The sequence below is a fragment of the Clostridium sp. AF34-13 genome, assembly GCF_003477845.1.
Taxonomy (GTDB): domain Bacteria; phylum Bacillota; class Clostridia; order Lachnospirales; family Lachnospiraceae; genus Butyribacter; species Butyribacter intestini.
This window is the reverse complement of sequence record NZ_QUEB01000001.1, coordinates 58,417-70,890: the sequence shown is the minus strand read 5'-3', so window position 1 is coordinate 70,890 and position 12,474 is coordinate 58,417. Positions and strand designations below refer to the sequence as shown.

The window sequence follows — 12,474 nt, the reverse complement described above, 5'->3', positions numbered from 1 at the left end:
ATACTAAGCAATCTTTATAAATCAACCTCTTCTTTTAATCTTTTATATATATCAGGATAATTTCTTTTTATATTGACTGGTTTCATATCCGCATCAAGCAGACAATGCTCACTTTTTCCCGTTGTGACAAGCTCCCCAGCCTCATTTGTAATATTGTACTCCACACTTAATTTCATACCATTATATTTTACAAGTCTTGAGCTTATAATTGCTTTATCTCCAAAATGAAGCGGTTTAATATATTTACACTCTACTCCAAGCACAGGCATTATAAGTCCCATATCCTCGACTTTTTTATAATCAAGTCCTATTTTCTTTAGATAATCTATTCTCGCTTCTTCAAAAAAGCGTATATAATTAGAATGATGTACTATCCCCATTCTGTCAGTCTCATAATAATTTATTGTGTGCTCATACACAGTACCCTTTTCATCCATAACTTACTGCCTCCCAAAATAATGGTTTTCTTTTGCACCCGCAGTGCTGACAATAACAAATAGTTGTTGCTTTACTTATCCATACCTATTATAATTATAACTTATTAAAAGTTGCTTTGCAATAACAAAGGACATACATTTATAAACTATTAACAAGTGTGCATTACCGATTATTGTTTTGTGACGGCTTTTCTAAAAAATTTACGGCTGTCTTTAACCAAAAACATAAACAATAATCACTCAGTACACGGAAATGAGGATTTTATGAATCTTATTACGGCAGAACATCTCACACATTCATATACCGAAAGGCTTTTACTCGATGATACTTCATTTAGTCTGGGAGAAAACGAAAAAGTCGGTATTATAGGAATAAACGGAACAGGCAAATCAACTCTGCTTAAAATACTCGCCGGAATTGTTGAGCCTGACAGTGGAAAGATAACGATGGGGCGAAACTTAAGAATAGGCTACCTTTCACAGAAACCTGAATTTGCAAACAAAATAACTGCTCTTGAAGCAGCACTTCCGCTAAAAAAGGATATAGCTGATTCTCCGGCAAATTACGAACCACAGGCAAAAAATATGATGAACAAACTCGGTTTTAAAAATCATACCCAGCCGATAGAGGAACTCTCCGGAGGCCAGCGCAAAAGAATTGCTCTTATCAGAACACTTCTCACACCGGCTGATATACTTATTCTTGATGAGCCAACAAACCACCTTGACAGTGCAATGAACGAATGGCTTGAGGATTATCTGAAAAAATACCGCGGTGCACTCATTATGATAACACATGACAGATATTTTCTTGATACTGTTGTAAACCGCATCGTTGAGATAGACAAAGGAAAACTCTACAGCTACGAATGTAATTATCTTGGATTTCTTGAGCGAAAGGCACAGAGAGAAGAAATCGCAAATGCAACCGAGAGAAAAAGACAAAGTCTGTTAAAAACCGAGATTGCATGGATGATGCGTGGTGCAAGAGCGCGTTCCACAAAACAGAAAGCTCACATACAGAGATATGAAAATCTTCGTGACATGAAAGCCCCTGCCACTGACAGCACCATAGAGATAAGTTCAGCTTCGTCAAGACTTGGAAAGACAACGATAGAACTTGAACATATCTCAAAATCATATGACAACATCCCTGTAATTTCCGATTTTACATATTTCTTTTTAAGAAATGACCGTGTAGGTATCATCGGTCCAAATGGCTGCGGCAAATCAACACTTATGAACATCATCACCGGAAATGTCACTCCTGATTCCGGTATCGTCACCATCGGTCAGACCGTAAAAATAGGCTATTTCTCGCAGGAAAATGAAGCGATGGACGAGTCTTTAAGAGTTATTGACTATGTAAGAGAGGGCGGCGAAGTGATACATACGAAAGACGGCACTGTATCAGCATCCGTAATGCTCGAAAGATTCTTATTCCCGCCCGACCAGCAGTATTCCATTATCGGCAAACTGTCGGGCGGTGAAAAAAGACGGTTATATCTTCTTAGAATACTTATGGAAGCACCTAATATACTTATACTCGACGAGCCTACTAACGACCTTGATATAGCTACTCTCACACGACTTGAAGATTATCTCGATTCTTTTGAGGGAATCGTAATCACGGTCTCGCATGACCGCTATTTCCTTGACAGGGTCGTTTCAAGGATATTCTGCTTTGAAAACGGCACGATAAAGCAGTATGAGGGCGGTTACACAGATTATCTCAATCACACAACACATAAACTTGATGTAACTGATGCAGGCATTTCTTCATCTGAGAAAAATTCACCTGATGACGATACAGCAGAGGAAACAGACAAACCTAAAGTGACAAAAGATAACTGGAAAGACGGTCAGACAAAAAAACTTAAAATGTCTTATAAAGAAGAAAAGGAATTTGAAACGATAGAAAACGATATTGCAACACTTGAACAGCAGATTGAAGATACTGACAATGAAATGTTAAAAGCTGCAAATGATTTTGTCAAACTCGGAGAATTATCAGCCAAAAAAGAGGAATTGCAAAAAGAGCTTGAACACAAAATGGATCGCTGGATGTATCTTGAAGAACTTGCAGATAAAATAGCCGGCAACGCGTGAACAACAGATGCCGTTTTTGCGGTAAAATAAAGCATTACAGTGTAAAAATGCGTTGACACTAATCATTTTATATGATAGATTTAATGTGTCGGCGGGTATATAAATCCTCTGACAGCCCAAGTCGTGCCGCCCACGGCATGACACAAATATTTTTTAAAGTTTTAGGAGGCAGTACAATGAAGGGTACAGTTAAGTGGTTTAACGCAAAAAAGGGTTTTGGTTTCATTTCAGATGAGACAGGCAAGGATGTATTTGTACATTACTCAGCACTTCAGATGGATGGTTTCAAAGTTCTTGACGAAGGTGAAGAAGTGGAATTTGACGTAGTAAACGGCGAAAAAGGACCACAGGCTTCAAATGTTGTAAAGATTGGCTAATTCATCTTTACATTTATTATAATCGAAGCATGGATCCATTCTTATTTTTATAGATAAACAAAATTTATTTTAATATTTTTGATTTTTTGACAAGATTATAATGAGACATTAAAAAGGAGCTGCCGCTGATGATGCGACAGTTCCTTTTTAATATTATGATGTTAGGTTCAAAACTATTTAAGTCTCATTCTATAGACAACCGGCTTATCACTCTTTACAAATGGAGCTTTTATTATCATTCTGTCATCTTCCCTGATAAACTCAGGCTGCTCATCATAACCGAGTACGGTAAATTCTTCAATGATACCGTGGAAGTCTTTGCTGTTTTCTCCCATGCTCTTTACGATTATGTCCTCTCCATTCTGCTTCATAGGGATTATGTAGATGCAGTCCGCCTTACAGGTAAATCTTATATCCTCAGATGTAAAGTCTTTTCTGCCCTCCTCCGAGAACATTCCCTCTACTACCTCGGTACTTCCCTCCTCCTGCACTCTCCACGGATGAGTTCCATATATTGCTTCACCGTTTACATCCATCCACTCTCCGATTTCTTCCATTATCTTTATTTCTTCATCACAGATGGTTCCATCTGCTTTCGGTCCTACATTGAGTAAGAGGCAGCCGTTCTTGCTGACAATATCAACAAGATCCTGCAAAATATCACTTGATTTCTTAAATCTGTTCTGCTCAGTATAACACCATGAATTAAATGCCATTGATGTGTCAGCCTGCCAGTAGAATGGCTTTGCTTCTGAAAAGTGACCTCTCTCCATATCAAGTATTCCCGTTCCCAGCATCATTGCATCATGCTTGTATGAAATACCTACTTTCATGTTCCATTCCTCTGCACGATTATAATAATATGCGGCAAATTTCTTTAAATACTCTTTTACTGAATCATGTTGTATCCACCAGTCAAAATAGACCATTGACGGCTTGTATTTTTCAACAAGCTCACAGTTTCTTGCAAGCCAGTCCTCAAGAAATTCCTTTGGAGGTGCAGGACTGAAAAGATCCTGATTGTCAGGTTCAGGCATTGCCGGCCAGTAAAAGTCACCAAGTTTCATAGGCTGTTTTATATCACTCTCAAACTCGCAGCCATGTCCCATAAAGAAAGCGTGCTCAACTCGATGATTTGACTCGCAGAAAACAAGTCCCTCATCCTGTATTGCCTCTTTAAGTTCTCCTAAGACATCCCTTCTCATAGCCTTTTTTACGCTTGTCCACTCACTTATCTCACTGTCATACATCTGAAATCCGTCGTGGTGCTCGGCAACAGGCATAATATATTTTGCCCCTGCTTTTTTGAACAATTTAACCCACTCTTTAGGGTCAAACTTTGGTGCAGTAAACATTGGTATAAAGTCCTTATATCCAAACTTTGTATGCTCACCGAAAGTTTCTCTGTGGTGTTTCCACTCCTCCATATCCTGAATATACATATTTCTTGAATACCATTCATTGTTGAAGGCAGGAACACTGAAGAGTCCCCAGTGGATAAAAATTCCAAACTTTGCATCCCTGAACCACTTTGGTGCTTCATATTCAGACAAGGAAACCCAGTCAGGCTTATAAGGTCCTTTTTCTATTACTTCGTCAACAATCTTTAAATATTTTTCCTGTATTGTCATTCAACTCCTCATTTCTGCACATGCTTTTTTGTGCCTATCAAGTTTGTGTCAAGTGTGCACAGACACTATTCCAAATATTATCTTACACCTTATACAGCCTGCCATACTACATAAATAATTCAAAATATTTTATATTAAATTTATTTGCTCTCTTCTTTAACTCGAATAAGGTTCATAATCTCCGGTTTCTCGCTCAGAAGTATCCTAACAAGTTCTCCCGGATGAGGGCAGCTCTCGACTTTCTCACCTTTTTCATTTTTCATGTCGAGCACTTTTACCATCACATTTTCACCCGATGGCTTCATTATCTCTATCTCATCACCAACACAGAATTTATTTTTCTGTTCAATAAGTGCATATCCTTCTTTATCAATATCCCTTATTATTCCTAAAAATACATATCCCCTTACATATGTGTTATTGTCATATATCTGAGTCTCATGAGTAGTAGGTCCATAGAAAAATCCTGTTGTGAACTGTCTGTAAGTACATTTTGAGATTTCTTCCATATAATATTCTTTCTTTGACTCATAAAGCTTTGGTGACTCAAAATAATCGTCAATCGCCTGACGATATGTTCTTGCAACATCTGCAACATATAATGCTGTTTTCATTCGTCCCTCTATCTTGAAACTGTCGATACCCGCATCTACAAGGTCAGGAATATGTTCTATCATGCAGAGGTCTTTTGAATTAAAGATATATGTTCCTCTCTCATTTTCTTCGATAGGGAGATACTCACCCGGTCTGCTCTCCTCAACAATATGATATTTCCATCTGCAAGGGTGTGTGCAGGCTCCGAGATTTGCATCCCTGCCCGTAAAATAATTGCTCAAAAGACATCTTCCCGAATATGAGATACACATTGCACCATGAACAAACGTTTCTATTTCTAAGTCATCAGGAATATTTGCTCTTATCTCCTTAATCTCTTTTACGGAAAGCTCTCTCGCCGAAACAACTCTCTTTGCACCTAATCTCTGCCAGAAAAGATAATCGGCATAATTTACATTATTTGCCTGTGTGCTTATGTGAATTTCAATCTCAGGACATACTTCCTTTGCTATGGTAAACACACCGGGGTCTGAAATTATAAGTGCATCAGGATTTATCTCTTTTAATTCCTCAAAATATTTTCTGACACCCTCAAGATCTCTGTTGTGTGCCGTGATATTTGCCGTTATAAATACTCTTTTTCCGTACTTGTGTGCAAATTCTATTCCGGCTTTTATATCCTCGTTTGAAAAATTCTTTGCCTTTGCCCTTAATCCATACATTTCTCCGCCGATATATACTGCATCTGCACCATACATAACGGCAACCTTTAAAACATCAAGACTGCTTGCAGGTACAAGCAGCTCCGGTTTTCCATTTGCTAACATATATTTTCCCTGCTAAAATTTATAGCTTTTCCTTTCTTTAAATCTTATGATGTTTGATTTTTTCTCAACTGATGCCAAAGATTATTTTTATCCCTGCATCATTTTGCCAGTTTCCATGTCTTATTCTTTTTTTCTGTCCGCCCGGATTACCTGTGACAAAGCCGCCCCATCACCAACAGGCAATACTACCGTCTTAAACCTTTCCGAATGTGTCAGAAAATAAAGATACTCTCTCATCCTGCCGTGTATCGTCCTGTCACGCTTTGTGATGGCATACCTTGACTGTATTATATCTCCATCCTGAAGTACATTGTCTGTCACTAAAAGTCCATCATCAGTAAGCATATCAAGAACCGGTTCAAGGAAATTAAGATACTGCCCCTTAGCTGCATCCATAAAAATAAAATCATATTTTCTTCCCTCAGCGGCAAGCTTTTTAAGAACATCAACCGCATCTCCCTCATACAAAGTTATCCTGTCATTCTTCCCGTATCTCTCAAAATTTTCTTTAGCACATTTAATCCTTATCGGAACTTTTTCTATCGTATCTATAATTGTATCTTCCGGCACATATTCACTCATAAACATACTTGAAAAACCGACTGCGGTACCTATCTCAAGCACGGCATTCGGTTTTTTCATTTCTAAAAGGAATGATATAAGTGACTGCATCGAACGCCTTATTATAGGCACTTCATCAGCTAATGCCGCTTTTTCAACTTCCTTTAAATATTTTGGTATGTCCCATGATATTGAATCAATATATGTCGATAATCTTTCATCGATGATCAAAATCTTTTCCTCTCTTTTTATTCACTTTGAGTAAGAATGTCAAGTATCTCCTCATATCCCATGCTCGTATTTAATGTATAAATTCCAGGTTTTAACTTAATCTCATCCTTGTCCATCAATCTTGTTCTAGCATAAAATGAATATTTATTTACTATGAGTCCTTTATTATAAAGAGTGTCCGCAACTTTATGCATAGATTCACCTTTTGACACGGAAAACTCTTTATCCGTCCCCGGTGCTTCCTCCACCACAACAGGCCCATATATCTCATAACCAAGATTGTAAAATGCCCTGCAGGCGTGAAAAAGTATAAAAATTATAATCAAAAATACAAGTATATTTACAAGAAGCAGTAAACCTCTGCATAAAAGCTTCAATGCCTGATCTGATTTTTTGTTTTTTTCCATACCTATCCCTCCAAAAAATCAGTCTCGATATTTATCTGTTCGAGATAACGCTCCTGAATTTCTCTTATCATCATACAATATTGATGTTCTGCTGCAAAATATTCATTTGAAAGCCCTATATTTAGCAGATCAGAAAAACGTTTCTGCAGCTCATTATTTTCCTGAATAAAATTTTCATTATCCGAAAGCTGCAGGGCGAGGCTCTGTCTTCTATAATCACATATTCTGCCATATAATTCCGGCTCATTTTTTACTTTATTTAAAAGTGTCTGATACTGATTATATTCTTTTGTTGACTTTATAGTATCTATCAATGTGTTTAAAGCATCCTCAATCTCTCTCATAAAACCTTTTCCTCCCCACAGCTCTAAAATCAGGCTACAATAAAAATGTTACCGTTCGCACCTATGATGCGGGCAATACAAAAATCTACTCAACTTCCATGATTATAGGTAATATCATTGGATTACGCTTCATCTTCTTCCAGAGATAATCACTAAGACTGTCTTTTATCTCTGTCTTTATCTTGCTCCAGTCTGAAACCTTATTGTCAAGGCATCTCTCAAGTGCCGCATAAACGATACTCTTTGCTTCATCCATAAGATACTCTGACTCCCTTACATAGACAAATCCTCTTGAAACAATATCTGGTCCTGCAAGAAGCTGGTTTGTATATTTTTCAAGTGTAAGCACGATAATGATAAGACCATTTTCTGAAAGATGCTGTCTGTCTCGTAAAACGATATTTCCAACATCGCCTACACCGAGTCCGTCAACCATGATTCCCTGTGCCTGTACTTTACCGATGAGTGTTGCTCTCTCCTGTGTGAGTTCAAGAACATCACCTGAAGATAAAACTATTGTATTTTCCTTTGGTATGCCCATCCCCTGTGCAAGCTCTGCATGAGCTTTAAGATGCTGATATTCACCGTGAACCGGAATAGCATACTTAGGTCTTGTAAGAGAATATATAAGTTTTATCTCCTCCTGCGAAGCATGACCCGATACATGAGTATCCTGTACGATTACTTTTGCACCTTTCTGTGCGAGTTCGTTTATAACCTTTGATACATTTTTTTCATTTCCCGGAATTGGTCGTGAACTGAATATAACAGTATCTCCCGGCTCTATGCTGACTTTACGGTGAAGATTTGCTGCCATTCTTGAAAGAGCCGCCATAGCCTCACCCTGACTTCCTGTTGTTATAAGTACAAGTTTTTCCGGCGGATAATTCTTCATCTGCTCCATTTCTATAATTATATTTTTAGGAACATCAAGATAGCCGAGCTCTGCCGCTGTTGAGATAACATTTACCATACTTCGTCCCTCAACGACAACTTTTCTTCCGTATTTTTCGGCTGAATTTATTATCTGCTGTACTCTGTCAACATTTGAAGCAAATGTCGCTACTATAATCCTGTGCTTTTCATTGTCTGCAAAAATATTATCAAATGTCTTTCCCACTGTCCTCTCCGACATTGTGTAACCCGGCTTCATTACATTTGTACTGTCACACATAAGTGCGAGTACACCTTTTTTACCAAGTTCCGCAAATCTCTGAAGATCTATAGTTTCTCCGTTTACAGGAGTATAATCTACCTTAAAGTCTCCGGTGTGAACTACTATTCCTGCCGGTGAGAATATCGCAAGTGCTGCTGCATCTGATATACTGTGGTTCGTTCTGATAAATTCTATTCTGAAACATCCGAGATTTATCGACTGACCGTACTTTACAACTTTTCTCTTAACCGGTTTTGGAAGAACATGCTCCTTTAACTTGTTTTCGATAAGTCCCATAGTCAGCTTTGTCGCATATACAGGTACATTTATCTCTTTAAGCACATAGGGAAGTGCACCTATATGATCCTCGTGTCCGTGTGTTATCACAAAACCTTTAACTTTATCTATATTTTCTTTAAGATATGTTATATCCGGTATAACAAGGTCTATACCAAGCATTTCATCTTCCGGAAATGATAACCCGCAGTCTACTACAACTATGCTGTCATCATACTCAAATGCCGTGATATTCATTCCGATCTGTTCAAGTCCGCCAAGCGGTATTATCTTAAGACCTTTGCCAAGTGGTGCATCTTCTTTTTTCTTTGCTCCCCTTGTCTGTGTTCTTTTTACTGCTGCCGGTTTATCATTAGTTGTCTTTCTTCTTGGTCTTCCCGGTCTTTTGACAACTTTTTCTTCAACTTCAATATTCTCATTTTGAGAATTTTCTGTCTCCGGATTTTTATTATTACTATTCAATCTTTTTCCCTGCCTTTCTGTACTAACCTTCAAAGTCCACATCATCTAATAATTCCGCAAAAACCTTTGAAAGTGCATTTATTTTTTCTTCATCTTCGACCATCTCGTAAAAACTGTCGTTTTCGTTTTCAGAAACTTCTCTAAATATATATGCATCCGCCTCATCTTCCTCACTGTCCGTTACAAGAAGATAATTTTCACCTGCTATCTTAGTTTCTTCTACCACAAAAAAAGGAACTTCCTCTCCCTCATCTGTTGTAAAATAAACAACTTTGCTTTCCTTGTTTTCTTCCATATTTAATTGTATCCTTTCATTAATTCCGTTCTAAACCGTCTAAATAACTCTGTAAGATCAATGATGCCGCCATCTTGTCAATATACTGCTTTCTGTTCTCTTTACGAACTCCTCCCTCAGCAAGTACATTGTCAGCCTGAACGGTCGTAAGCCTCTCATCCTGATAGATAACCTCAAGACCACTTCTTCTCTCCACCATCTCGCCAAACTCTCTCGTCTTTTCGCAGCGGTCACCCTCCTCATTATTGAGTTTTTTAGGCAGACCGATAACAACCTTATCAATATCATAATCTTTCATAAGGCTTTCGATTCTTGCAAGAGTCTGTCTGAGTTTAGCAGGTCGCTCGCGCCGTATCGTTTCGATAGGCTGTGCCGTAAGAAGCATCTCATCACTTATCGCAACACCAACCGTCTTTGCACCATAATCAAGACCCATTATTCTCATAAATTCACCCATTCAATCTTTCTATATATTCAATTTTATAAATTCGCACTCATTATCTGTTTTACGAAGCTTTGCAGAAACTTTTTAATATCTTGTACCTGTTATATGCACTTATACCGAACGAAGTTTCGCAGAAACTTTTTAATATCTTGTACCTGTTATATGCACTTATTCCTAACGAAGTAACGCAGAAACTTTTTAATATCTTGTACCTGTTATATGCACTTATTCCTAACGAAGTAACGCAGAAACTTTTTAATATCTTGTACCTGTTATATGCACTTATTCCTAACGAAGTAACGCAGAAACTTTTTAATATCTTGTACCTGTTATATGCACTTATACTTAACGAAGTTTCGCAGAAACTTCTAATAACAACAACTTTACTTAAAGTTGTTGTTTATATAGTCCTCCAGCAAAAGCTCGATTATCTCATCTCTCTCTACACGCCTGATAAGACTTCTGGCACCCTTGTGGCTTGTGATATATGTCGGATCTCCACTCATGACATAACCGACTATCTGGTTTACAGGGTTGTACCCCTTTTCTGTAAGAGCTTCATATACTCTTGCTATAACATCTTTAACTTCTATTACCTGGTCTTTCTGTACTTTAAAATATTGTGTATTGTTTATTTCCTGCATAAAGGCAACTGCCCTCCATTTCTTTTCACGTTCAAAATATATATTTATATACTAATATATCCCGTAAAAAAAAACAACATAATTTTTTAAATGTTATCATTTATTTTTCCAAGAATTATATCATCATCATCTGCTTTTCCGATGATTTCAACATCAGTTATAGTATTGCATTTACTCTGTGCATCCTTGATTTCATCGGCATTTACGGCAATTCTTATATATCTCTCATTATATCCTATGATATATTTTTTACCGCCAATTTCTGTTATCTCCTCAAACAAAACTTTTTCATTTTTCTTAAGTGCCCTATCCATATATTCATTTTCCAGACGCTTTTCACATTTAAGAAGTCTATCACTTCTCAATGATTTTTCATGTTCGGTTATCTGTCCGTCCATCCTGTCTGCGACAGTCCCCTGTCTTCTTGAATACTTAAACACATGAATCTGTGCAAAACGCACCTCTTTGGCAAACTGAACAGTTTCTAAAAATTCTTCCTCTGTCTCCATCGGAAAACCTACTATTATATCAGTCGTTACTGCCGGATTTTCAAAATATTTTTCTAATATCTTTACACCGTCTAAATATTCCTGTGGTGAATAATGTCTGTTCATCCTCTTCAAAACGCTCTCACTTCCGCTTTGTAGTGAAAGATGAAAGTGAGGACAAATCGTTTTTATCTTAGAAAGTCTGCTTGCAAACCCGTCAGTGATTATCCTCGGTTCAAGCGAGCCAAGTCTTATCCTCTCCACACCCTCAACGCTGTCTATCGTTTCAAGTGCTTCAAGCAGCGGTTTACCGGCTTTTTCAAGAAATTCCCCTAATTTTTTTCCATTTACTCCATATGACGAGAGATGTATTCCGGTTACAACTATCTCTTTATAACCTGCTGCCGCAAGCTTTGTAACCTCATCCCTTATATCCTCAAGAGACTTACTTCTCAATGGTCCTCTCACATATGGGATTATGCAGTATGTGCAATACTGATTGCAGCCATCCTGTATTTTAATATACGCTCTTGTGTGTTCCTCTTTAATTGCTGCTTCAGACATATTTTCATGAACTAAGCTGTTTAACTGTATATCTGCATGACAATTATTTTGAGCATCCTGTTCTAAAGTCTGACCGTTTATCTGATAGAATCTTTCTAAAACTATCTCTACAAGATTATCCTTGTCGCTATTTGATATAAAAAGGTCAACACTCTCATCCACTTCACCCTTTGCCCTTGCAGAATCAACATAACAGCCGGTGGCAACTACGACAGCTTCAGGATTTAAGCGTTTTGCCCGGTGAAGCATTTTTCTGGATTTTCTGTCAGCTATATTAGTAACCGTGCAGGTATTTATTATATAGGCATCTGCTTCCTCATCAAAAGCTACAACGCTGTGACCTTTTTTTTCAAAATTAATCTTCATTTTTTCCGTTTCGTAAGAATTTACCTTACATCCTAATGTTAAAAAAGCTACACGCACTTTTTTCCTCCTGATATTTTATATGTAAACTATTTTTTACAGTTCAACCTCACATTTTTCTGTAAACTCTACTATATTTTTCACCTTATTTTTGTAACATATCACAAATTTTTTTGTTCTTTCCGTATTTATTGTCGTTCTAATGGTAACTATACACACACTACAGACCATTTTTTTGGCAACATTGTATATTGACTTTTCACTGTTCAATGTCTAGTATT

13 protein-coding genes are annotated in these 12,474 nt (G+C 37.4%); 2 read left to right on the top strand and 11 right to left on the bottom strand.

Translation table 11 applies throughout. The features are described from left to right. Positions 1-14: 14 nt before the first annotated feature. Entirely contained in the window at positions 15-437 is a 423-nt protein-coding gene (locus DWZ63_RS00270) for a thioesterase family protein (protein ID WP_022014746.1), read from the bottom strand. A 264-nt stretch (positions 438-701) separates the two neighbouring features. Here DWZ63_RS00270 and DWZ63_RS00265 point away from each other — a divergent pair, with 264 nt between their 5' ends. Next, positions 702-2,546, top strand: a complete 1,845-nt coding sequence (locus tag DWZ63_RS00265) for an ABC-F family ATP-binding cassette domain-containing protein (protein ID WP_022014745.1) — start codon at positions 702-704, stop codon at positions 2,544-2,546. 176 nt (positions 2,547-2,722) lie between these two features. Further along, on the top strand, positions 2,723-2,923 hold the full coding sequence (locus DWZ63_RS00260) for a cold shock domain-containing protein (protein WP_022014744.1): 201 nt from the start codon (positions 2,723-2,725) through the stop codon (positions 2,921-2,923). A 173-nt stretch (positions 2,924-3,096) separates the two neighbouring features. On the opposite strand, the gene DWZ63_RS00255 is transcribed toward DWZ63_RS00260, so the two are convergent. The 10 genes from DWZ63_RS00255 to mtaB form a co-directional block, all read right to left on the bottom strand. Further along, positions 3,097-4,554: an alpha-L-fucosidase gene (locus DWZ63_RS00255; RefSeq protein ID WP_022014743.1), complete on the bottom strand. Its 1,458-nt coding sequence runs from the start codon at positions 4,552-4,554 to the stop codon at positions 3,097-3,099. 140 nt (positions 4,555-4,694) lie between these two features. Continuing rightward, positions 4,695-5,936 (bottom strand): U32 family peptidase, encoded by a 1,242-nt coding sequence (locus tag DWZ63_RS00250; RefSeq protein ID WP_022014742.1) that lies wholly within the window; start codon positions 5,934-5,936, stop codon positions 4,695-4,697. 120 nt (positions 5,937-6,056) lie between these two features. Continuing rightward, the gene (locus DWZ63_RS00245) at positions 6,057-6,728 is read right to left on the bottom strand and encodes an O-methyltransferase (RefSeq protein WP_022014741.1); all 672 of its coding nucleotides are present in this window, start codon (positions 6,726-6,728) and stop codon (positions 6,057-6,059) included. A gap of 17 nt (positions 6,729-6,745) precedes the next feature. After that, positions 6,746-7,135, bottom strand: coding sequence for an endolytic transglycosylase MltG (locus DWZ63_RS00240; RefSeq protein ID WP_022014740.1), 390 nt, complete (start codon positions 7,133-7,135; stop codon positions 6,746-6,748). Positions 7,136-7,137: 2 nt separating this feature from the next. Beyond that, positions 7,138-7,479, bottom strand: coding sequence for a YlbF family regulator (locus tag DWZ63_RS00235; RefSeq protein WP_022014739.1), 342 nt, complete (start codon positions 7,477-7,479; stop codon positions 7,138-7,140). Between the two features lie 85 nt (positions 7,480-7,564). Further along, the gene (locus tag DWZ63_RS00230; protein ID WP_055945594.1) at positions 7,565-9,202 is read right to left on the bottom strand and encodes a ribonuclease J; all 1,638 of its coding nucleotides are present in this window, start codon (positions 9,200-9,202) and stop codon (positions 7,565-7,567) included. A 214-nt stretch (positions 9,203-9,416) separates the two neighbouring features. Next, a complete protein-coding gene (locus DWZ63_RS00225) occupies positions 9,417-9,689 on the bottom strand; it encodes a DUF1292 domain-containing protein (protein ID WP_118498148.1) in 273 nt (90 codons plus the stop codon). Between the two features lie 19 nt (positions 9,690-9,708). Beyond that, positions 9,709-10,146: a Holliday junction resolvase RuvX gene (ruvX, locus tag DWZ63_RS00220; protein WP_022014736.1), complete on the bottom strand. Its 438-nt coding sequence runs from the start codon at positions 10,144-10,146 to the stop codon at positions 9,709-9,711. 371 nt (positions 10,147-10,517) lie between these two features. Further along, on the bottom strand, positions 10,518-10,778 hold the full coding sequence (locus tag DWZ63_RS00215) for an IreB family regulatory phosphoprotein (protein ID WP_022014735.1): 261 nt from the start codon (positions 10,776-10,778) through the stop codon (positions 10,518-10,520). 86 nt (positions 10,779-10,864) lie between these two features. Then, the gene (mtaB, locus tag DWZ63_RS00210) at positions 10,865-12,253 is read right to left on the bottom strand and encodes a tRNA (N(6)-L-threonylcarbamoyladenosine(37)-C(2))-methylthiotransferase MtaB (RefSeq protein WP_118498147.1); all 1,389 of its coding nucleotides are present in this window, start codon (positions 12,251-12,253) and stop codon (positions 10,865-10,867) included. Positions 12,254-12,474: the final 221 nt, after the last annotated feature.

Excerpts from the sequence above, each read along its gene's own strand:
- DWZ63_RS00215 (WP_022014735.1), bottom strand. The coding sequence starts at position 10,778 with ATGCAGGAAATAAACAATACACAATATTTTAAAGTACAGAAAGACCAG.
- DWZ63_RS00225 (WP_118498148.1), bottom strand. The coding sequence starts at position 9,689 with ATGGAAGAAAACAAGGAAAGCAAAGTTGTTTATTTTACAACAGATGAG.
- DWZ63_RS00255 (WP_022014743.1), bottom strand. The coding sequence starts at position 4,554 with ATGACAATACAGGAAAAATATTTAAAGATTGTTGACGAAGTAATAGAA.
- ruvX (WP_022014736.1), bottom strand. The coding sequence starts at position 10,146 with ATGGGTGAATTTATGAGAATAATGGGTCTTGATTATGGTGCAAAGACG.
- DWZ63_RS00270 (WP_022014746.1), bottom strand. The coding sequence starts at position 437 with ATGGATGAAAAGGGTACTGTGTATGAGCACACAATAAATTATTATGAG.
- DWZ63_RS00260 (WP_022014744.1), top strand. The coding sequence starts at position 2,723 with ATGAAGGGTACAGTTAAGTGGTTTAACGCAAAAAAGGGTTTTGGTTTC.
- DWZ63_RS00265 (WP_022014745.1), top strand. The coding sequence starts at position 702 with ATGAATCTTATTACGGCAGAACATCTCACACATTCATATACCGAAAGG.
- DWZ63_RS00235 (WP_022014739.1), bottom strand. The coding sequence starts at position 7,479 with ATGAGAGAGATTGAGGATGCTTTAAACACATTGATAGATACTATAAAG.
- DWZ63_RS00240 (WP_022014740.1), bottom strand. The coding sequence starts at position 7,135 with ATGGAAAAAAACAAAAAATCAGATCAGGCATTGAAGCTTTTATGCAGA.
- DWZ63_RS00250 (WP_022014742.1), bottom strand. The coding sequence starts at position 5,936 with ATGTTAGCAAATGGAAAACCGGAGCTGCTTGTACCTGCAAGCAGTCTT.